The sequence below is a fragment of the Isosphaeraceae bacterium EP7 genome (assembly GCA_038400315.1).
Taxonomy (GTDB): Bacteria; Planctomycetota; Planctomycetia; order Isosphaerales; family Isosphaeraceae; genus EP7.
This window is the reverse complement of record CP151667.1, coordinates 1,577,036-1,598,606: the sequence shown is the minus strand read 5'-3', so window position 1 is coordinate 1,598,606 and position 21,571 is coordinate 1,577,036. Positions and strand designations below refer to the sequence as shown.

At 64.2% G+C, this 21,571-nt stretch carries 16 protein-coding genes, 1 tRNA gene and 1 rRNA gene; 11 read left to right on the top strand and 7 right to left on the bottom strand.

All coding sequences use genetic code 11. The features are described 5' to 3' along the window. Positions 1-13: 13 nt before the first annotated feature. Both EP7_RS06215 and EP7_RS06210 read right to left on the bottom strand, forming a co-directional pair. Positions 14-1,536 (bottom strand): 16S ribosomal RNA (locus EP7_RS06215). A 1,502-nt stretch (positions 1,537-3,038) separates the two neighbouring features. Next, positions 3,039-3,123, bottom strand: a tRNA-Ser gene (locus tag EP7_RS06210). 760 nt (positions 3,124-3,883) lie between these two features. On the opposite strand from EP7_RS06210, the gene EP7_RS06205 reads away from it, so the two are divergent. The 4 genes from EP7_RS06205 to EP7_RS06190 all read left to right on the top strand — a co-directional run bounded on the left by EP7_RS06205 (position 3,884) and on the right by EP7_RS06190 (position 7,417). Beyond that, positions 3,884-4,648, top strand: coding sequence for an SDR family NAD(P)-dependent oxidoreductase (locus EP7_RS06205; RefSeq protein WP_463526879.1), 765 nt, complete (start codon positions 3,884-3,886; stop codon positions 4,646-4,648). 168 nt (positions 4,649-4,816) lie between these two features. Further along, the gene (locus EP7_RS06200) at positions 4,817-6,178 is read left to right on the top strand and encodes a hypothetical protein (RefSeq protein WP_463526878.1); all 1,362 of its coding nucleotides are present in this window, start codon (positions 4,817-4,819) and stop codon (positions 6,176-6,178) included. Then, entirely contained in the window at positions 6,153-7,184 is a 1,032-nt protein-coding gene (locus EP7_RS06195) for a 3-oxoacyl-ACP synthase III family protein (RefSeq protein WP_463526877.1), read from the top strand. The genes EP7_RS06200 and EP7_RS06195 overlap by 26 nt, the downstream gene beginning before the upstream one ends. Before the next feature lie 20 nt (positions 7,185-7,204). Further along, positions 7,205-7,417, top strand: a complete 213-nt coding sequence (locus EP7_RS06190; protein WP_463526876.1) for a hypothetical protein — start codon at positions 7,205-7,207, stop codon at positions 7,415-7,417. A 93-nt stretch (positions 7,418-7,510) separates the two neighbouring features. Here the strand turns inward: EP7_RS06190 and EP7_RS06185 are convergent, their stop codons facing one another. Beyond that, positions 7,511-9,142, bottom strand: coding sequence for an arylsulfatase (locus EP7_RS06185; RefSeq protein WP_463526875.1), 1,632 nt, complete (start codon positions 9,140-9,142; stop codon positions 7,511-7,513). Positions 9,143-9,246: 104 nt separating this feature from the next. Between EP7_RS06185 and EP7_RS06180 the strand changes: the two genes are divergently transcribed. Together EP7_RS06180 and EP7_RS06175 are read left to right on the top strand one after the other, a co-directional pair. Beyond that, on the top strand, positions 9,247-9,561 hold the full coding sequence (locus EP7_RS06180; RefSeq protein WP_463526874.1) for a thioredoxin family protein: 315 nt from the start codon (positions 9,247-9,249) through the stop codon (positions 9,559-9,561). Between the two features lie 246 nt (positions 9,562-9,807). Then, complete coding sequence (locus EP7_RS06175) at positions 9,808-10,695, top strand: hypothetical protein (RefSeq protein ID WP_463526873.1); 888 nt, start codon at positions 9,808-9,810, stop codon at positions 10,693-10,695. Positions 10,696-10,837: 142 nt separating this feature from the next. Here EP7_RS06175 and EP7_RS06170 read toward each other — a convergent pair whose 3' ends face one another. Further along, complete coding sequence (locus tag EP7_RS06170) at positions 10,838-12,406, bottom strand: PQQ-dependent sugar dehydrogenase family protein (RefSeq protein ID WP_463526872.1); 1,569 nt, start codon at positions 12,404-12,406, stop codon at positions 10,838-10,840. Between the two features lie 604 nt (positions 12,407-13,010). Between EP7_RS06170 and EP7_RS06165 the strand changes: the two genes are divergently transcribed. After that, positions 13,011-13,520 (top strand): PEP-CTERM sorting domain-containing protein, encoded by a 510-nt coding sequence (locus EP7_RS06165; RefSeq protein ID WP_463526871.1) that lies wholly within the window; start codon positions 13,011-13,013, stop codon positions 13,518-13,520. 119 nt (positions 13,521-13,639) lie between these two features. Here the strand turns inward: EP7_RS06165 and EP7_RS06160 are convergent, their stop codons facing one another. Continuing rightward, on the bottom strand, positions 13,640-14,146 hold the full coding sequence (locus EP7_RS06160) for a hypothetical protein (protein ID WP_463526870.1): 507 nt from the start codon (positions 14,144-14,146) through the stop codon (positions 13,640-13,642). Positions 14,147-14,618: 472 nt separating this feature from the next. Here EP7_RS06160 and EP7_RS06155 point away from each other — a divergent pair, with 472 nt between their 5' ends. From EP7_RS06155 to EP7_RS06145, 3 genes are all read left to right on the top strand, one after another. Next, a complete protein-coding gene (locus EP7_RS06155; RefSeq protein WP_463526869.1) occupies positions 14,619-16,148 on the top strand; it encodes a phospholipase D-like domain-containing protein in 1,530 nt (509 codons plus the stop codon). 107 nt (positions 16,149-16,255) lie between these two features. Continuing rightward, positions 16,256-16,867, top strand: a complete 612-nt coding sequence (locus tag EP7_RS06150) for a hypothetical protein (protein ID WP_463526868.1) — start codon at positions 16,256-16,258, stop codon at positions 16,865-16,867. A 93-nt stretch (positions 16,868-16,960) separates the two neighbouring features. Continuing rightward, positions 16,961-17,680: an endonuclease/exonuclease/phosphatase family protein gene (locus EP7_RS06145; protein ID WP_463526867.1), complete on the top strand. Its 720-nt coding sequence runs from the start codon at positions 16,961-16,963 to the stop codon at positions 17,678-17,680. Here EP7_RS06145 and EP7_RS06140 read toward each other — a convergent pair. Beyond that, positions 17,661-19,649 carry a YjhG/YagF family D-xylonate dehydratase gene (locus EP7_RS06140; protein WP_463526866.1) on the bottom strand — a complete coding sequence of 663 codons (1,989 nt, stop codon included), beginning with the start codon at positions 19,647-19,649 and terminating at the stop codon, positions 17,661-17,663. The genes EP7_RS06145 and EP7_RS06140 overlap by 20 nt on opposite strands. 212 nt (positions 19,650-19,861) lie before the next feature. Between EP7_RS06140 and EP7_RS06135 the strand changes: the two genes are divergently transcribed. Beyond that, entirely contained in the window at positions 19,862-20,128 is a 267-nt protein-coding gene (locus EP7_RS06135; RefSeq protein ID WP_463526865.1) for a GlsB/YeaQ/YmgE family stress response membrane protein, read from the top strand. A 77-nt stretch (positions 20,129-20,205) separates the two neighbouring features. On the opposite strand, the gene EP7_RS06130 is transcribed toward EP7_RS06135, so the two are convergent. Next, positions 20,206-21,546 carry a DUF1501 domain-containing protein gene (locus EP7_RS06130; RefSeq protein ID WP_463526864.1) on the bottom strand — a complete coding sequence of 447 codons (1,341 nt, stop codon included), beginning with the start codon at positions 21,544-21,546 and terminating at the stop codon, positions 20,206-20,208. Between the last annotated feature and the right edge of the window lie 25 nt (positions 21,547-21,571).

The window sequence follows — 21,571 nt, the reverse complement described above, 5'->3', positions numbered from 1 at the left end:
GAGACATCCTTAGAAAGGAGGTGATCCAACCGCAGGTTCCCCTACGGTTACCTTGTTACGACTTAGTCCCCATCACGGGTTTCATCTTCGGCGCCTGCCTTGCGGCTCCGGCGACTTCGGATGCCCCCCGCTTTGGTGGCTTGACGGGCGGTGTGTACAAGGCTCAGGAACACATTCACCGCGGCATGCTGATCCGCGATTACTAGCGATTCCGGCTTCATGCGGGCGGGTTGCAGCCCGCAATCCGAACTGGGGGGCGGTTTTTGCGATTGGCGCACCGTTGCCGGTTGGCTTCGCTCTGTCCGACCCATTGTAGTACGTGTGCAGCCCCAGGCATAAGGGCCATGAGGACTTGACGTCATCCCCGCCTTCCTCCGGCTTAACGCCGGCGGTCTGTCCAGAGTCCCCGCCATGACGCGTTGGCAACTGGACACAGGGGTTTCGCTCGTTAGGGGACTTAACCCAACACCTCACGGCACGAGCTGACGACAGCCATGCAGCACCTGTGCACGTTGTACCTTGCGGCCTCACCGACGTTTCCGCCGGCTAATCCGTGCATGTCAAGCCTGGGATAAGGTTTTGCGCGTAGCCTCGAATTAAGCCACATACTCCACCGCTTGTGTGAGCCCCCGTCAATTCCTTTGAGTTTCAGCCTTGCGACCATACTCCCCAGGCGGGACACTTCACGGTTTCCCTGCGGCAGGGAGCCCATCGGCGAGCCCCCTACCCAGTGTCCATCGTTTACGGCTAGGACTACCGGGGTATCTAATCCCGTTCGCTCCCCTAGCTTTCGCGCCTCAGCGTCAGTAGACGTCCAGGGGCTCGCTTTCGCCACGGGCGTTCCTTCCGATCTCAACGCATTTCACCGCTCCACCGGAAGTTCCAGCCCCCCCTACGTCCCTCAAGACTGCCCGTTTCGGATCCAGTTCCCCGGTTGAGCCGGGGGATTTCAGACTCCGACGCGGCAATCCGCCTACGCGCTCTTTAAGCCCAGTGATTCCGAATAACGTTCGCACGGTTCGTCTTACCGCGGCTGCTGGCACGAACTTAGCCCGTGCTTCCTCCAGGGATCGGTCAAGGACGGCTCTGCGCCGCCCCTTCCTCCCCCTCGACAGGAGTTTACAACCCGAAGGCCTTCATCCTCCACGCGGCGTCGCTCGGTCAGGCTTGCGCCCATTGCCGAAGATTCTCGACTGCAGCCTCCCGTAGGAGTCTGGGCAGTGTCTCAGTCCCAGTGTGCCGGGCCACGCTCGCACGCCCGGTAGGCATCGAAGGCTTGGTGGGCCGTTACCCCGCCAACTACCTAATACCACGACGGCCCGTCCCACGGCGGAATCGCACCTTTGGTCGCGGGGAAATGCCTCCCCGCGACGTCGCTGGGAATTACCCGGGATTTCTCCCGGCTATGCCCAACCATGGGGTTGGTTACCGTCGCCTTACTCACCCTTGCGCCACTCACCTTGCGGTGCGTACGACTTGCATGCCTAATCCACGCCGCCAACGTTCATTCTGAGCCAGGATCAAACCCTTCGAGATGAGGTCGAGATAAGAGAAGCGTAGTCCGGGAATAAATCCCCGTCCCGCACTCCTCCTCCGAACCATTCCTCTGGGTCGAGGAAAAAAACTTGGTCGCACCAGCCAAGGGCTTTAACCCCCCCGGCCGGAGCTGAGTCCGCCCGCATCATCCGTCCGAGCGACTCCGAAGAGCCCCCCGTCCCGATGAGTGCGACGACTCGCATCGGCTTCCCTCAAGGGTCCACTCATGTGGACTGTCTTCTCGATCGACCGAATTGTCAAAGAACCGACTCGAACCGAACAGTCGATACCGGGGCCGCGATCGCTCGCCGCCCGTCGCGACCGGGTCGTCTCCGGGCGTCTGCACGCCCCTCGAACCCCCCGGCCACCTTCGACACCCGCATCCGCGTCACCGCGTTTCCGCAGCGTTTCGCGTCAGGAGGGGCCACTGTATCGCGTGGCCCCGTCAGGCGTCAACCCCGATTTTTTCGGCCCCGTCGTCTCGACCGGGCCACGTCTTGAATGATCCACCCGTCGGGTCTTGCGATCTTTGCCCCGAGAGGCCTGACCGCGGACTCGAGTGAACCGGACGTTTGAGTCACCCTTCGTGTCGTTTCGCGTCTCCGCGTCTCGTCACTGGCGACAAGGGGGATATTACCCGAGCTTCACGGACAGTCAACACTTTCGTCTCGCTTCGTAATTAATTCGGCCCCTTTCGCTGTTTTCCTTCCTCTATATGGCGCCCTGTCCAGTTGTTATCCCGAAGCCTCACGGAGTTGCACATTCTCGTTCGGAGTTTGACCATTCTACGGCGGAAATCTCAGCTTACTGTGGCCGTCTTCGTCTCATGTTCTTTGTCACGGCGGCAATTACGCTCTTACGTGACGATCTACCGTTCGCGACGCCCCAGGTGGAGGTCAGTTCGCTCCCCCCTGCTCTTCCCTTCTGGGTCCTTGGCGGAAGACTGGACTGAGAACGTCTCGCATGGAATCGCTCGGTCGTTCCTTTGTCCTTAGGAATCGAATGCAACTGCGCGTAACAATCCCTCCGCAGTGCGGGGGAGTTGCTTCGCCCCTCAGATAGCGTGTGCTCGAGGGGCACATCTCCCGAATTGGCCCGTCACTGGCGGTCGGTGCAACGGACGCGATTCGGAGTGGACTGATGACCAGGTAGCGTATAACCTCGCGGCCCCCTCCCAGTGTGGGCGAGGGAACGGCGCAACTGACCTAGGCCCACTCGAATTGGGACGAGTCTCAGAGACTCTGTTTTCGTGCCCAACCTTCAAGCCTGGGGCACGAGAATTCCTGCGGCCTCTGGCGATCTCTGTCGAGATTCTCGATCTGCCTTCGCGATCGAATCTCGGTGCGCCTGGCCCGTCCCCGATCGATCTTCCCCACGTTTGGATCGTTCTTTCCGACCCTTGACCAGTCGGATAACCCAGACGCTTTCATCGCCGTGGCTTCGATTCGCGATTCCGCGTCTCGATACCGGCGACGGGAGGATCTCAACGGGGGAATCTCAAGCGGAGAGGGAGGGATTCGAACCCTCGGTACCTTTCGGTACACGGCATTTCCAGTGCCGCACAATCGGCCGCTCTGTCACCTCTCCGATTGACGCAAGTCATTCCTATTCAGAAGCTTGCGTCTATACTCACCTGCAAACTCGCCCGATCGATGTCGCTTCTGAGCCGATCTCTGAGCCGGCGGTTCACGATGAGGAGAGAGTACTCTACCCGGCAACGTCCTCCAGTTCTACCTGTCCCTGCTGCGGCGGCGGGATTAATCCGGAAGCCCGGACGGGACGGGTGCCGTTCGCGGTTGAAGCGTGTTTCGAGGCATTTGCCCTCGGCCCTCGGTCTCCACCTTCGGAACGTGTCACGGGCGTCTTGCGAGGTTGCCACGACCTGGCGACGTCGGGAATCCCGTCCGCCTTCATCGGCCGCCTTCCAGATCGGAATTGACGGCAATACACGGCTGCACGCCTCCAGTGATCGAAATCGAGCGTCGGAGTTTGGCGCAGATCGACGTCCGAGATCGAGAAGTCCGGCTCCTGCTCCCGATTGGAACTTAGCTATGTAATTAGATCATTAATATAACAAGAAAGGATGTCTTTCATCGACGACCGAGGATCGGTCGGCCTCTCGAAGGTTCGGGGCCTCGGATTCGCCCGGTCTATGCCTTCGCTTTGAGGCGGACATGCCGCGTAGTTCGTAGGTTCAGGAGTCGATTCCAAACAAAGTATGAACCGAACACGGCCGCCGCTTTGTCACGAGGCACGACTAGAGTAAGATCGATCACAAGTCCCAGGGCGACCGAGGTGTCGGACCTGGCGGCGCATCCCGGTTGTTGTCCTTTCGCGGGTGTTCCGGATGACCATCGTCAATCCCATGGATCTCAGCGGTCGGACCGTCCTGGTGACTGGGGCGTCCTCGGGGATCGGCCGCGAGACGGCCGTGCTGCTCAGCCAGTTGGGGGCGCGACTCATCTTGATCGCGCGCGACCGAGCACGCCTCGAAGAGACGGCCCTCCGGCTGGCCGGAGCGGGGCACATCATCGAGTCGCATGACCTCTCCGAGCCCGAGCCGATCATGGGTTGGGTCAAGGAGCTGGGGAGGCGAGTGGGTGGCCTGAATGGCCTTGTCCACGCGGCGGGCCTTCATTCGATTGTCCCGATCCGGATGCTCGAGCCCGGGGAACTCGACGGTCTCTGGCGGATCAACGTCGCTGCGGCCGTCCAGCTCGTCCGCGGGTTCCGTCAGAAAGGGGTCGCCAGCCGACCCTCGAGCGTCGTGCTGCTCGCGTCGATCACCGGACTGACTGGTCAACCCGGAGTCTCGGCTTACGCCGCGACGAAGGGGGCATTGATCGCCTTCACCAAGTCGGCAGCGATGGAGATGGCTCGCGAGAACATCCGCGTAAATTGCGTCGCCCCTTCACTCGTCAAGACAGCGATGACCGACCGTATCCTGAAGAACCTCGACGAGGGCCAGCGATCCGCCGTCGAGTTATTGCACCCGCTCGGCCTCGGAGAGCCGGTCGACGTGGCCAACGCGATCGCGTTCCTACTCGCCGAGACCGGCCGATGGATCACCGGCACGACATTGGTCGTCGACGGGGGATTTACCGCCCAGTAGCCGTCACGACCCATCCTGAGCCGACGCCAGTCGATCAGTCGGTGCCCGCGACCACCGGGGGAATCCATGCTTCAGGAAGAGAGGATCAGGCCCATCCCCGCATTGAGCCCGGCAGGTGGGCCGCCCGAGGATAGGCCCGGCGATCGGACCCGCGTGAAGCCATTCCCGATGAGCCCCGGGGAGGAGATCTTCGCCCCGAATCTCCCCGACGAGCCGCAAAGTATGCAGTTCGAGGTCCGCGTCTCGGGATCGATCTGCGAGCTTAGGCTTAATGATGCCATCGCCGCCGCGCTGGCGAAGCACCCCATGTCTCGCGCCCGGCTCGTCTCCGGGCGGTTTTTGGCCCGGGCACCTCGCTGGGCGATCGGCCGCGTCGGCGCGGAAGGTGTAGTTTGTTCCGAGGTCATTGACAACGAGGAGGCACTGAACTCGCTCCGCGACGAGTTCTACAGCAGCCTCCCGGATCTGAGGAAGGCGCCCGCGATCCGCGCCCTGCTGGTCCACCGCCTCGGAGGCGACAGCCTGCTCTTCAACATTCATCATTCGCTGATGGATGGGATCGGGGCCATCCGCTGGGTCAACTCGGTGGCGCGAGCGTACGCAGGACGGGCCGATCCCGTGCCCGAGGTCGACCCGTTGTCCGTGCGCGATCTCAGCGCCTTCGTGCCCGAGTGCGCGCCGACCACCAGCGTCGAGGTCGCCCCTCAAACCTCGTCTGGCATCGTCTCAGGGGTCGCCCGCGTCGTGGACCGAGACGAGCCCGGCTTCGGGATCGTTCACCAGGTCATCTCGGCGGAACAATGCGACCGCTTCGATCCGAGCGTGTACGGGCGCGACACGACCGTCAATGACCTGCTCCTGGCAGGTCTGCACCTGACAATCGAGCGCTGGAACCGGGTGTGCGGCGGGGACAGCCACCGGATCTCGATCCTGGTCCCGGTCAATCTCAGGCCCATCGAATGGAGCAACGAGGTGGCCTCGATGGTCGTCATCGTCGATCGAAATGCGACCACGCCCAACGACCGGGCGGACCACAGGGCACTCGTCGCGGCGGTCACCTCGCAGATGAATCGAATCCGCTCCGGCCCTGGATTCTCCAGATTCCTGGGCCGACCGGAATGGGTGCGCTGGCTGATCTCGAACACCATCCTGCCGATGATCCTGTACACGCCGCGGGTCGTCCCCGTTTCGATCAAGGGGCCCGTGGATTCGATGCTGTTCGCGAACATGGGCCGGATCGATCGGAAGATTTCCGGCTTCGGCCCGGGCGCCGGCGACCTGACGGAGTTCTGGGCCTCGCCGCCCGTCACGATGCCCATGGGACTCGGCATGGATGCCGCATTCCTCAGGGGCCGGATCCATCTCGCCCTCCGCTATCGCAGGGCCTTGTTCGACCGCCGGGCGGCCCTGCAATTCCTGGAGATTTATCTCCGCTCGCTGACTGAGTTGGCGGGGGCCGTCGACCCGGATCTTCCGGTGCGACACGACGAGAGGAGCGCCAGCGATGGGCCGGATTCGAGCCGCGATTAAGCAGGTCGCCTCTCATCTCCCCGAGTATTCGCTGACGAACGAGCAGCTCGTCCGCGAATTCGGGGATTGGGACGGGGACAAGATCAGGTCCAAGACGGGCATCGCCGCGAGGAGGATCGCGGCCCGCGATGAGTGCTCCTCGGACCTCGGCATCGCCGCGGCGAAGGCCTTGTTTGCAGCGGGTGCATGCGACCCGCGAGATGTCGACTTCCTCCTCTTCTGCACCCAGAGCCCGGACCACTTCCTGCCGACGACCGCATGCCTCGCCCACGCGGGCCTGAACCTCCGGGAGAGTTGCGCGGCGGTCGACATCAACCAGGGTTGTTCCGGGTATCTCTACGGCCTGGCGGTGGCGAAAGGGCTCGTGGAGAGTCGTGTCGCCGAGAATGTCCTGCTGATCACCTCGGACACCTATTCGAAGTTCATCAACCCGAGGGACCGCAGCACGCGGTCGATCTTCGGCGACGGGGCCGCGGCGACCCTCATCGCGCAAAGCACTGAGTCGGACGACGAAGAATCGATCGGCCCGTTCCTCTTCGGCACCGACGGCGGTGGCGCCCCGAACCTGATCGTGAGGGCCGGGGGGATGAGATGCCCGGCCACTCGTGAGACGAGCATCGAGAGGTCCGACGATGCCGGCAATTTCCGATCCGACGAGAACTTGTCCATGAACGGTGCCGAGGTGTTTGCCTTCGCCCTGCGTTCGGTGCCGGCCGCGGTGAATGGACTCCTGGCAAGGTCCGGCCTCGGCATCGCGGATGTCGATTATTTCCTCTTCCACCAGGCCAACAAATTCATGTTGGAGCGGCTGCGTGACAAGCTAGACATCCCCCCCGCGAAGTTTGCAATCGACATGGAGGACACCGGCAATACGGTCTCCTCCAGCATCCCGATCGCCCTGGAGCGGGCCACGGCCCGGGGCGAGGTGCGACCGGGCGACCGGGTCATGCTTGTCGGGTTCGGCGTCGGCTACTCGTGGGCCGCGACCCTGATCAGAATTCCCTGATATTCGAGGAGCGATCGCCGATGGAACGTCCCCAATGCCTCGACGGCATCCGCAAGATCCTCGAAGACGACTCGCTGACGGAGGACCTGGCCATCTCCCCCAAGACCTGGGACTCGATCGAGATCATGAGCATTCTCGCGCTGATCGACCGGGCGGGCAAGGAAGCATCAGTTGCTGATATTCACAAATGCAAAAGCATTAAACAACTGATCGATCTCGCGTGTGGCCTTTGAGTCATCGCCCCCGAGCCCAGGTCCCGGCCATCCCGTCCCATCGAGGTCCGATTCGTCCCGTCGCGATCAAATCGTCGCTCGACCGTTTGTCCGCTAACGATCGGGAGCGGTCCTCGCTTTGACCGGTGTAGAACCCCCCGTAGCCCCCTGCGCGGTGTATTGGAGATCGGCCTTGGCCCAGGTATCGGACATCTGCTGCACCTGATTGCGATGGGCGGCGGCCAGGTTGGTGGTCTCGCCACGGTCGACGGCCAGGTTGTACAGCTCCCAGGGAGAGTTCGGGCCGGCCGCTACGATCTTCCAGTTGCCGGCTCGCAGGGCGCGGTTGCCCGCGTGCTTGAAGAAGAGGAAGTCGCGCTCGATCGGGGTGTTGTCGACCAGTGAAGGAACCAGGCTTTTGCCGGGGAATTCGGGCCTGGGCTCGCCTGACCAGGTCTTGGGGGCCTTCAGGCCTGCCAGGTCGAGGAACGTCGGCGCGAAGTCGACCAGGTGGCCGGGGCTGCGGCGGATCTCGCCCCGGGCCGGGATTCCGGCGGGCCAGCGCACGATCAGGGGGGTGGAGATCCCCCCTTCGTGGTTCCACATCTTGTGCAGTCGGAACGGGGCGTTGGATGCCGTGGACCATCCCGGGCCGAGGCAGAGGAAGCTGCCGGCCGAACCGGCGGGCGCCGCGGGATCGTGGCCGTCGCCGCGGATGAGTTCTTCCGCGCTGGCTCCGTTGTCCGAGGCGAACAGCACGATCGTGTCTTCCTCGTGCCCCTGCGCCTTCAGGCGGTCGAGCACGCGGCCGATCTCGCGGTCCATCCGGTCGACCATCGCCGCGTGGATCGCCATTTTCTCGGCCTGGAACGCCTTCTGCTCGTCGGACAGTGTGTCCCAGGCCACGGCGTGGCCGACTTCGCCTGGGCCGATCTTGGCCGTCAGGGCGTTGGGCTTGTTGCCGGGGGGGATGGTCAGGGGGTCGCGTGTCGAGAGGGTCCCGTCATAAATTCCGAGTTCGCGCATCCGTTTCAGGCGACGTTCGCGGGCCGAGTCCCAGCCATCGCTGTACTTGCCCCGGTATCGGGCGATGTCGGCCTCGGGGGCCTGCACCGGGAAGTGCGGGGTGGTGAACGCGACATAGAGGAAGAACGGGTCGGCCTTGTGTTTCGTTTCGTGCTCGTCGAGGAACTCAAGGGCGTGCCCGGCGACGGCCGTGGTTGTGTAGTAATCGGTGCCGGGGGGGACGGGCGGCAGGGGCGTATCGTCGAGGTTGTGCTGCCTCGGGTTGAAGTTCCGGTTGTGGTCGAGCAGCTCGTATGACCGAGAAAACCCGCCGGCCAGCACGGGCCCATCGACGTGCCACTTGCCCGTCTGATACGACCGATAGCCGGCCGGCTGGAGCAGTTGCGGGAGCAGTGCCGCCCACTTCGGTCGATTGGCCATCGGATCGCGGTTCACCTGCTGGGCATAATATCCCGTCAGCAGCGAGGCCCTTGATGGCCAGCAGCGGGCCGTGTTGTAGAACTGGCTGAACCGGACCCCGCCCGCGGCGAGCGCGTCGAGGTTGGGCGTGGCAATCTCGCCTCCGTAACAGCCGACGTCGGAGAACCCCATGTCGTCGGCCAGGAAGACCACAATATTGGGGGGCTTGCGAGGCGCCTTCTCGGCCGCAATCGCACCCATCAGGGTCAAGCAGGCCAGTAGCGCGGAGACGAGCAAGGGCGTAAGACGTCGATACTGCACGATTGGATCACTCTCGGGCCGGCGCGTTGTTTGCGTCCAAGGCCCCATTGTACCGGATGATCGAGGTTCGATCGAATCCCGATCGAGATTCGAGGAAATGATTGATGAGCGAACAACAGCCCGAGCCGAAACGTGACGAGATCGACGCGATGCAGGGGCCGGTGATCGTCGAGTTTGGCGCCACCGACTGCGGCCACTGCCGGCAGCTTGCCCCCGCGCTGGCAAAGATGCTGGAGGATCATCCGAAAATCACTCACCTGAAGGTCGAGGACGGGCCGGGCCGGCCTCTTGGCCGCTCATTCCGGGTGAAGCTCTGGCCGACTCTGGTGTTCATGAAGGACGGGGCCGTGCTCGAGCAAGTGTCCCGACCCGGCCTGGGCGAGGTCCGCGCCGGCCTGGCGGCGATCGACGGCCCGTGACGTGCGGGTCGCCTGGGGGCGGACCCATCCAAGATCGAGACGCAGGCCTCGAATGGTTGGATAAGGTCGCGGCGCGCGGGCCCCTCGCGGAAACGACCCCCATCGGCGGGGGTGAGGCTTTCCCCTTTGCGCCGCGAAGGTTACGATTTCGACCCGGGCGTCGTCGGACCGAACCAACGCGCCCGGACCGCTCCGCCCCGGCGTTCCGCCCGGGGCCGTCGCCCGACCACGGAGAGCATCAGCGCCATGTCCGCCATCAATAAGGGCTTGCCCGCCAACAAGGTCGTGACCAACCGCGAGAAGGGCGTGAAGATCTTCACTTATCCGAAGATCATCTTCCTGTTCCCGACCCTCATCATGTCCCTGGTCTGCTGGATCGGCATGCTGATGACCGGCGACGAGGTCGACGCCCCCTCGGCAACCGCAGTCTCGACGATCGAGTCGGGCGCGATCACCAAGGCCGACAGCAAGGGTGAAACCAAGACCACGACTGTCGTCGAGAAGACCACCGCCAAGCCGGCCGCGCCGACCACCAAGCAAGAGCGCCAGGATCGCGACTTCCGCGACTTCAAGAGCCCGCAGAACATGCTGGCCCTGCTCTTCCTGGGCATCTTCGTGCTGAATCTGCTGGTGCTGGCCATCGACTTCCCGAGGTTCACCGTGGTCGCCGGCCTGCTGCTGATCACCACCATCCTCTTCCTGATGCTCTGGTTGGCCACCTACTTCGACCTCTTCACGCCCATCCGCGTGCTGATGTCCGGCATCTACGTCGCGGCCAACGCCCAGTTCTACTTCTTCTTCACGCTGGCCCTGATCTTCATCTACGGCACGATCTTCCTGTATCGCTGGCTGGACTACTGGGAGATCTTGCCCAACGAGATCCTCCACCATCACGGCCCCTGGAGCGACCTGGAGCGGTTCCCGACCATGAACCTGAAGTTCGACAAGGAGGTGCCCGACATCTTCGAGCACTTCATGTTCGGCTCGGGCCGCCTGGTCCTGCACGTCGCCAGCGAGAATAAGGCGATCATCCTGGACAACGTCTTGCGCATCACCCAGAAGGAGGAGATGCTCAAGAAGCTGATGAGCCGCCTGGAAGTGCGCGTGACCACCGACCAGGAAGTGGGGAGCTGACTCGGAGGAGTTCATTTCCTCGCTCGTTCCGCGATCGAAATTCAACGACGGGCTCCTCCTCAAAAAAGAGGAGGAGCCCGTCGTCGTCGACCTTCCGGAGACTCAGGGGAACCGTTGTGTGGCAGTCCTTCCGAGACTTGCTTCAGGGGAGGTCAGTGTCCGTCGTCCCCTGGCGAGGCAGCCTGTCCTTGACCTGGGTCGAGACGTTCGAGCGCACGACCTTCGGCGGGACCGGCGCAATCCGGACGGCGACTGGCTGGCTTTTGGCCGGGGGTACGGTGCCAGGAACGACCGGGAGGATGATCCCGGACGTGTTCAGCTTCGGCGCGACCGGTGTCTTCTTTGCACTCGAGACTGGGGCGATCGCCGCGGCCCTGGCCACAATGCTGGGCTGTGGGATCGCCTTGATCTGGTAAATCTTCCCGTCGCCCACACCGGTCGGGCTGAAGAGATCTCCGGAGGAGGACAGATCGGCCACGAAGAGGGAGTCGCTGGTCGAGAAGAGCTCGTCGAGGTGGCCGATGTTGGTCAGGTCGTTGCTGATGAAGTCGAAATAGTGACCCGTGATGGGATTGGCAAAGACGAGCGGATTCTCCTCATTATCAGTCCCCCCCTGGTTGAACTTGCCGTGGAACCCGATGAAGACCCCTTGATTCAGGCCGACCGGGAACCCGGAAGGTGAGAGCGCGAAGCCCGAGGCCCCTTCACTCTGGGAACCGGCCGGTGTCCCGGCCGCGTCGGGGATGGGCTGGAAGGCGATCACCGGCTGGACGCCGAAGGTCGGGTTGACGACCGTGACCGGGTCACCCGGATGGTCGACCGTCTTCACGTAGCTGTAGGGGAATCCGAAATTCTGGACGACCTTGCCGATCTCGGCGGCGGGGACCTTGTCGAGCTCGTCGGTGCTCCAGGCCGCGTTGCTGCCTTCGTTCCCGTCGATCCCATTGTCAGCCAGCCAGAGGTCGCCCGTCTTCGGATCGACGGACATGCTCGCCGCGTTGCGCAGGCCTGAGGCGACCTGCCTGAGATTCACGAGGCGCGGGGTGCCCCGCACGTCGCGGACCGTCACCATGTGGATCGCATCCCCATTGAGCGTGGCCGAGAGCAGGCCTGTGGCCTGCACCGTCCCCAGCGTGGGCTGCGGGATCGGGTTCCCGTTGGCGTCGAGCGTGACCTGACCATTACTGCCGATCACCACACCATTGAGCTGCGAGCCGATGTTGAAGAAGAGGTCGTAATTCCCCGGTTGGCCCGGGGTCGGGCGTGTCGCCAGGGCGAAGGTCGTGTGCTCCCAGCTCGGGTCGCCGAAGTTGAAATTGATGCTGCCGACCAGCTTCAACGGGGCGGCCGGGGTGCTGCCCACACGCAGGAACGAGATCTTTTCTCCGCCCGCCGGGCTGCTCGTCACGGCGATGAAGTGGCCCACCTGCTTGACCGCGGTCACCGGCCCCGGCAAGCCGTCGAAGAGGACTTTGCCCGCGCCGTCGGCCACGCCGTCGCCGTTCGCGTCGACGAACCGGAGCAGCGCACCGGTCGAGTCGAAGATGTTGGCGCCCCCGTTATTGGGATTGTTCACGGCCACGAGCATCGAGCCGTCGGGCAGCGCCTGCAAGCCGTGCGGATAGTTGAGCCCGCTGGCGAAGGTCGTGATCCGGAAATCGGCGGGGTGGACGATGGGATCGCCGCCGACGCTGATGTCCGCGGCGAGCATCTGCCGCCCCTCGAGCGTCTCGACCCCCGGCCTTCGCCCGCGCTTTGACCCGGTTGATCTTCGACCCGCCAGACTCACCCTGCCCGAAGCTGAAGGCATCATGATGTGTTCCCCGGCTGACCCTTAGCGGGTGTGTTCGATCGTTTCCGAATCTCTGACTCGTGCCGACGGGCCTTCCGGGAGGCCGGACGGCCTGCCGCATTGACGAAGACATTCATTGATACGGACTGATTCCGCGGTCGATTCCCGGCGGTTTCGGAGGGGAAGAGATGCGTCGGCCGGCGGTCGATGCGGCCGAGCTGAACGGGGATTATCAGCACGCGGAATCCGTTGGGGCAAGGCCCTTCCCCCTTGCCAGGGGCCCAAATGAACAACCGGCTTAATCAGGCTTATGCGTTTGCGTGTCAAGATATGTCCCCCAAATGGGACGAATCGATGTCTATCTAGGGAATCTGTTGACCGGGCCTTCCAGGCCGTCCCATACTCTCCCGAACCCATACGCTTCGATCGATCTCGGGATGCACGAAGAGGCCCCGCCATCCCAACTCGGGGACATTGTGACATGAAAATAAGAGCATTTTCGATCGCCGCGGCATGCGCATGCGTGCTCTTCGCGCAAACGGCCGCCCGGGCCGACCTCGTCACGATCTCGGGGTCGGGGACCTGGGGCGCCGACGCACCGGTGTCGGACTACTCGGCCCCGGGTAGCCTCTGGTCCTTCTCCTTCGACGTGCCCGACCCGCTTGATGCGAATCCGACCTCGACGGCGTTCAATTTCCAGTACTTCCTCGACGGGTCGTTGGTGAACACGACGCTGTCGAGCGTCGAATTCTTCCCGCTCGAGCCTGGGGGCCTCTTCGACCTCAACTTCGACGACGGCAACACCCTGAACTTCTACGGCGACCAGGTCTATACAGACCCCGGCCTGTCACTCATCCCGGGCACCTACGCCGCGATCATCGACATCAATTCGTTCGCGGGTCTGCCCAACGGCAGCGGATCCGGCACGGTGACGATCGCGACCACCGTCGTGCCCGAACCCTCATCGATCGTCAGCGGCGGCCTGGGTTTGCTCGCCCTGGCCTTCTGGCGACTCCGCAGGTCCGTGGTCTAACCGTCGCAGACCCGCTCGACGAGGTCCGAGCCTCCGGCTCGTGTCTGACCGAGATGAGACTCCGTTGCCGATCGCCGGGCCCTGACCTGCGGTCGGCGACAGAACTCCGGTTGGTCCCGTCAGCCCAGCGCATCGAGGGGCGTCTCTCGCTCCCGGATCGCCTCGATGGATTCAGGGCTCCCGATCAGCTCCCACAACCGGCCAGCGATAAACCCGCCCAGCATGGCCAGGCTCAGCGCGATCGCCAACTGCCCCCCCCATGAGATCGCGAAGAAGGCCCAGCGCTGCCGGTTGTCCATGAAGACCGGGCTGCCCAGAATCACCCTCAGGAAGAATTGGGCCGACAACAGCCTGATCGGCCTGGCATAGATGACGAGGACGGCCACGTAAGCCCATCCCGCGAGCTGAAAGCCCACCCACTCCGGCACGATTCGCGCTCGTCGAGCCGTCTTACGCCAGAGCCCGACCTCCAGCACGATCACCATCACCATAATTCCGGGATCGGGAAGCGCCCGAACTTCGATGGAGCGCAGGAATGCCATGTCTGCGGCGAAGATCGCGATGAGGATCATCGACCGAACCAAGGAAGTCCGCCGGACAACGTCGGTAGCCTCGGTCTGCACCATCGGTGGAACTCGCAATTCTCGCGGCGAGGAACACTCGGGGCCCACGCTCCTTCCAATGACAACAGTCGGAGAGTAAGCCTTCCCGCTCGCCCATGCAAGAGCCAGAGCGGGGGCGGCATGATTCGGCCGAACGACAAAGTTTTAAGCCATGTCTAAATCAGTGGTTATGTCAAGACTGAGCAAAAGTTTGGAAATTTCCTCAAGTTCTAGGGAGAAAATCGCCAGTTCGAACGATGGTATTCATGAGGGATTCGCGAATTTCTCAACCTAGGTCGGTGAGTGTTCACTCCCGAATTGGTCCGCCTCTCGAGCATACAAAGACATTGCGTCTGGGATAGGGCATTTCGATCTGGCAGATGGGTTCGTTCCGATCGCTCGAACGAAGATTTCGAAACGAACCCGGCGCCTCCGATCTCGTGTTTGTTTCTCGGTTTGCGTCGGAGGACAGCGACGGCGGGAGGTCTACTGTAGAATGACCCTTCGAGGCGGACTGCCGGTGCCGGCCGCGGCGTTGATTGTCGATGGTGAGGTTGAAGTGTTCCAAATTCCCAACATCCGCTTCGAGATCTCAACGTGGTTCGGAATTCTCGTCACGCTGCTGGATATCGTCGTCAGTCTCATTGCCAGCGGGCACGTCTTGCTGACCAAGCGCAACCCGCGATCGGCGGTCAGCTGGATCGGCCTCATCTGGCTCTCGCCGATCATCGGCACGGTCCTTTATGTCATGCTCGGCATCAATCGAATTAACCGGAGGGGGCGTAGCCTCCAGCAGAGACGCAAGCTGAAGGTCCAGAACTTCGCCGAGATGGCCGAGCCGGTCGAACCGAGGTCGGCCAAGACGCCCGAGGACTGGCAGCTCCGCTCGCTCGAACATCTGGGCGGCAGCGTGACGAACCTGCCGCTGCTCCAGGGGAACCAGATCGAGCCGCTGGAAAGCGGCGACGAGACCTATCCGGCCATGCTGGCCGCCATCGAAGGGGCCTCCCGGACCGTCTCGCTCTGCTCGTATCTGTTCAACAACGACGACGCCGGCAAGCAATTCGTGGGGGCCCTCCAGCGGGCCGTCGACCGTGGGGTCGAGGTCCGCGTCCTGGTCGACGACGTCGGGGCTCGCTACAACTGGCCGACGATCCTGAAGGTCCTGAAATCGACCGACATCAAGCACGCCGCCTTCCTGCCGACGTCCACGCCGTTGCGACTGCCGTTCTTCAACCTGCGGAACCATCGCAAGATCATGGTCGTCGATGGGTCGATCGCTTTCACGGGCGGGATGAACATCCTGGCCGATTACCAGGAGAGTCTTGATCCGCCCAAACTCAAGCGAGACCTCCACTTCCGCGTCCAGGGCCCGATCGTCAAGACCCTCCAGCGCGTCTTCGCCGACGACTGGAGCTTCACGACCGGTGAGATCCTCCGCGGCGAAGGCTGGTTCCCTCGACTGGAGAAGGAAGGCTCCGTCTTCAGCCGCGCCGTGATGGACGGGCCCGACAACGACACCGACCCGCTCCAGAACATGATCCTGGGCGGCCTGGGTGAGGCCCGGAGATCGGTCCTGCTGGTGACCCCCTATTTCCTGCCCGACGAAGCCCTGATCTCGGCGCTCCAGGTCACCGCCATGAGGGGCGTCGAGGTCGATATCTTGCTCCCCTCCCAAAACAATCTGGCCTTCGTGAAGTGGGCTTCAACCTCATTGATCGAGCAGGTCCTGGAAGGGGGCTGCCGCGTCTGGTGGACCAGCCCGCCATTCGACCATACCAAGCTGATGGTCGTCGACGGCTCGTGGACCTTCCTGGGCTCGGCAAACCTCGACCCTCGGAGCCTCCGACTCAACTTCGAGCTGAACCTGGAGTGCTACTGCCCCGAATTGGCCTCGAAACTGCTCAAGATCTTGTCGGCGCACAAGCAGTCGGCCGAAGCCGTGACGCTTGATTCAATCAGGCAGAGGTCGCTGCCGGCCAAGTTAAGGGACGGAGCCGCCGGCCTCTTCTTCCCTTACCTGTAAGCCGAAGAAACGAAACTCGTGGCCGAACTAGATCATGGAACCGTCGTATTAATGGGGCGCGTCGATCGCCCGCAACAGTTGGCCCCGAACTTCGTCGAGGTGGTCGCATGAAGATCTACGTCTACCGAGTCGAAGTGGTCGGCACCGCGTTCCACTCCGAAGGGCTCAACCACTCAGAGAGGGCCCTGAACGAGTCGCGCAAGGGGGCCGCGCGTGGCTGGGTGGAGGATAAATTTCGCGCCGCCCGGGACGCCATCCGCAAGTCGAAGAAGGGTGTTGGCAAAGGACTTGCGAAGACCTGGGACTGGCTGCACGGGCTGATCCCGTCGGACGAGTCGATGCTCACGAACCTCCGGCTGGCCCAGGAACTGGCCATCCACCACCCTTCGGCGATGACCGAGATCGAGGCCAGGCAGGCATGGAACACCTACCTGCGGCGTCGGCGAATCTCGCACACGATCTGGCTGGTGGCAAACCTGCTGCTGGCGCCCCTATCGCTGCTGCTCGCCCCGTTCCCCGGCCCGAATCTGATCGGCTACTGGTTCGTCTTCCGCGCCGTCTCGCACCTGCTGGCCCTCCGCGGCATCAGCGTCGCATTGAAGGACCGCCTGCCGACCGCCTGGCACCCTTCTGAGGTGCTGGACGGCTCGATCAAGGGGGACCTGGACCGCGACCGGTTGCTGTCGGAAGTCGACCAAACCTCGGATCTCGCGGCCTAGGCCGGCATCGAGTCTCCTGGGACGCTATGATGAGCCGATCCGGGGCATCATCCGCTCCAAACAGGCCAATCTACCTCGATCACGGCGCCGTCGATGCGACTTCTGAGCTACAACATTCACAAAGGGGTCGGCGGCCGAGACCGCCGATACCGCCTCGAACGCATCCTGAAGGTCATCGAGCATGAGGAGCCCGACATCGCCTGCCTCCAGGAGGTGGACCTCAACGTCCGCCGCTCGAGGCACGACGATCAGCCGCGGCTCATCGCCGAGACTTTGAAGAACAGTACCCTCCTGTACCAGCTCAATGTGCCCAAGCTGGAAGGGGGTTATGGCAATCTGATCGTCACCCGCTGGCCCGTCCTGACGTCGCATCAAGTCTCGCTCAAGCTCGGCCGTCGCAAGCCGAGGGGTGCCCAACTCGTCGTCATCGACACCCCTCAGGGAAACTTTCACCTGGTTCACTGGCACCTCGGCCTGGCCGAGAAGGAACGCCACTGGCAGGCCGCCCACCTGCTGAATCACCCCCTCTTCCTGGAATCCGCCCACCTGCCGACCTTGATCATCGGCGACTTCAATGACTGGAGGAACACCCTGACGAGAGGCCCGTTCGCCCACCAAGGGTTCAGCCAGGTGACCGCACCCCCCAGCCGTTTCCGGTCGTTCCCCGCCTGGATGGCCATGGGCTCGCTCGATAAGGCATTCACTCGGGGCGCGATCAACGTCGACCACGCCCAGATCGTCAAGACCCACGGATCGCGCCGGGCCAGCGACCACCTCCCGTTGCGGATCGACTTCAGCCTCGTCCCCGGTTGAGCCTGTCGATGATGGCATCGGGGTCGTAGACGCAGCCCCCCCAGGTGCCGCCGCCGACGGCCTGGAGCGCCGCCCAGAGCCGGGTGTCGTCGGGCAGGTCGGGGTCCGGGGCCAGGTCTGGATGCGCTGCCCGGCCTGCCAGAACAAAGGCCCCGCGCTCTGCACCGAACTCGACACCATCCGCCCCCACGAGGTCAACCGTCCCTTCCAGCTTCAGCCTGTCCACCACGATCCTGATCAGGTCGCCGTCGCGGACCTTGCCCACCGGCCCACCCGCCAGGGCTTCCGGCCCGACGTGACCGACGCAGGCGCCGGTCGAGACGCCCGAGAATCTGGCGTCGGTGATCACCGCGACGTGCTTGCCGAACGGCAGGAACTTCAAGGCTGAGGTGACCTGATAGATCTCCTCCATCCCGGCACCCATCGGCCCCCGGCCGATCAGGACGATCACCTCGCCGCCGACGATCGGGCTGAAGCCCCCCTGCCCCTTGATCGCCGCGACCGCATCCCGCTCCTTGGTGAAGACCCTGGCCCGACCCAGCTTGCGATAGACACCGTCGCCATCGACCACGCTCGGGTCGATGGACGTGCTCTTGATGACCGACCCTTCAGGCGCCAGGTTTCCGGTTGGGAACGTGACCGTGCTGGTCAGGCCCCGCTCCCTGGCCTGGTCCGGGCTCATGATGACCCGGTCGGGCTCGACGCCGTCCTGTTCGAACAGCCACTCACGGCTCCGCCGCCGCCGCTCGCTGGCCTCCCACCAGTCGAGCACCGCGCCCAGCGGCACGCCGGCAACCGTCGAGACGTCCTCATCCAGCAGCCCTAACGGCCGGAGATGCAGCATGACTTCGGGCACACCGCCGGCCAGGAACGCGCGGACGGTGGGGTGCGACTCGGGCCCGTTGGGCAGCACCGAGACGAGCCTCGGCACCTTGCAGTTGATCTCGTGCCAGTCGGCCGAGGTCGGCCGCCGCAGGCCCGCCGCGAAGGCGATCGCCGGGATGTGCAGCAGCAGGTTGGTGGAACCGCCGAACGCCGCGTGCACCACCATCGCGTTGCGGATGGCCCCGTCGGTCAGGATCGAGGCCGTCGTAATCCCCTTCTGCGCCATCGCCACCACGGCCCGCGCCGAACGCCGGGCCATATCGGTCCAGATCGGCTGGCCTGAGGGGGCAAGTGCCGAGTGCGGCAGGCTCATGCCCAGGGCCTCGGCCACCACCTGCGCCGTCGCGGCGGTCCCCAAAAACTGGCAGCCACCCCCCGGGCTGGCGCAGGCCCGGCAACCCATGTCGGCGGCCTCTTCCAGCGAGATCTCGCCGTGGCTGTACCGCGCCCCGATCGTCTGGATCTTGCCGGCGTCCTCGCCCCAGGCCGGGGGCAGCGTGACCCCGCCCGGCACGAACACCGAGGGCAACCCCTTGCACCCCGCCAGCGCCAACAGCATCGCCGGCGCCCCCTTGTCGCAGGTGGCGATGCCGACGACCCCCTTGCGTCTGGGAAGCGACCGGATCAGGCGGCGGAAGACGATCGCGGCGTCGTTGCGGTACGGCAGGCTGTCCATCATGCCGGTGGTCCCCTGCGAACGCCCGTCGCATGGATCGCTGACCATCCCGGCAAAAGGCAGTCGGCCCAGCGCGCGCAACTCCTCAGCTGCCGCCTTCACCAGCAGTGCGATCTCCCAATGACCCGTGTGATACCCCAGCGCAATGGGGCTGCCGTCCTCAGCACGCATCCCCCCCTGGGTGCTCAGGATCAGGAACTGGTCGCGGTTCACCGACGAGGGGTCCCACCCCATCCCCGCGTCCTGGCTCAGACCGAACAGGTCGCCCGAGGGCCACTGCCGCAGCATCTCGTCGGTCAAAGGCAGGCTCCCCGCCGGCCCGGCCGCCTTGGTGGCGACCGAGAACAGGGACGGGTCGCGAGTCTCCACGATCTCCTCGAACGTCGGCGAGCTGCGTGAGTTGGGCATCCCTGGATCCAAAGAGGCTGGGGGTCGGAGCGGAGGCAACCGTCCCGAGGTGGGTCGGCCGTTCCCCGATCAGACCAGGATCACGCCCCACACACAACGCCCCCCTTGCTTTCGCCCGAGATTGGCATAGGGGATGCATTACATTGCGACTAAGAACTCCCCCGGGAGGCCACTTCCCCCGGTCGTCATGTCCCGCTTCAAGGATTTCTCAGATGATCACGAGTCTCATCGCCTGGACGGTCTTCGGCTTCATCGCCGGCCTCGTCGGACGAGCCATCCACCCGGGACCCGATGACCTCGGGATCGGCTCCACGATTATCCTGGGCGTCATCGGCTCGCTGGTCGGTGGCGGCATCGCCTACGCCCTCAAGCTCGGGACCTCGCCCTACCAGCCGGGCGGCTGGATCATGTCCATCCTGGGCGCGATCATCGTGCTCGCGTTCGGCTTCTTCGCCGCCCGACCGCGCGCCATCTCCTGATCCTGCCGGCCGCCAGGCCCAACAGACTTCAACCCAGCGGGCGAGCCGTCCAACCGGATTGGCCCGCCCGCGGTCGTTCAGGCCAATTCCTTCGGTACCTTGCCGCCGTCGACCAGTCGGATTGGTCGGCCGTCGGGCGTCTCGAACTGGAGGTCGGGGCTGATCCCGAGCTGGCTGTAAATCACCGCGGCAAGGTCGGCCGGCGTGACCGGGTTGTCCAGCGGCGAATCGGCCTTGGCATCGGTCCGGCCCAACAGCAGGCCTTTCGGGATCCCGCCGCCGGCCAGCAGCGCGCAGTTGGCCCGACCGTGATGGTCGCGGCCCGCCATCGGGTTGATCTTGGGGGTCCGCCCGAACTCCCCCATCACCACCACGAGCGTGGAATCGAGCAGCCCGCGGGCTCGCAGATCGGCGAGCAGAGCCCCGACCCCGCGGTCCAGCCTGGGCGCAAGGTCCTCGCGGATTCGCTTGAAATTCTCCTGATGCGTGTCCCAGCCGAGCTGGCCCGCCCCCCGGTCATTGACCGTGACGAACGGGACGCCCGCCTCGACCAGCCTCCTGGCGAGCAGGCACCCCTGCCCCAGCGCATTCCGGCCGTAGCGGTCGCGGGTTTCTGGGGTCTCCGCGTCCATCTGGAACGCCGATTGCGCGGCGTTCGAGGTGAGCAGGTCGTAGGCCCGCTCGCTGAACTGGTCGCGGCTGACCGTCAAGGAACTCTGCCCGACCTCGCCGGCGAACCCGTCCAGTCGATGGACCATCGACCGCCTCCGTTTGAGTCGATCGAGCGTCAGGCGGTCGGGGGGCGTCAGGTCACGGACCCGGAACCCCGCGCTGTTCGGATCGCCGTTGATCGAGAACGGGTCGAAGGCAGGGGTCAGATAACCGCTCGACGAGAAGAGCGGAGCGTCCGGCACGGCTACGTACGAGGGAAGCCGGCTGCTCGCGTCGTTACCGAGTTTCGCGGTCACGCTGCCGAAACTCGGATAGACCAGGGCCGGACTCGGCCGATACCCGGTCAGGAGATGGTGAGCCGCGCGATCGTGATCTCCCTCGGGCGACGTAACACCCCGAATCAGAGTCGCCATGTCCATCTGCTGCGCGATCGCGGGAAAAACTTCGCTCAACTGAAGGCCGGGCACCGACGAGTTAATCGCCTTGAACTCGCCGCGGATCTCGGCCGGAGCGTCTGGCTTCGGGTCGAACGTGTCGACGTGCGACGGCCCGCCGGCAAGCCAGACGAGGATGCAGCTCTTGGCCCTGGCCTGGATCGGACTGACGTGGCTCGACGGGCCCGCGGCCAGGGCGCGCAGCCGGAACAGGTCATCAACCCCCAGCCCGAACGCCGCCAGCATCCCGACGCGCAAGGCATCGCGGCGACTTGGGCCACGGCACAGGTGAGAGGCGGCTGAGCTGGGCATCGGTCGTCCTCCTGAGAGCCTTGAG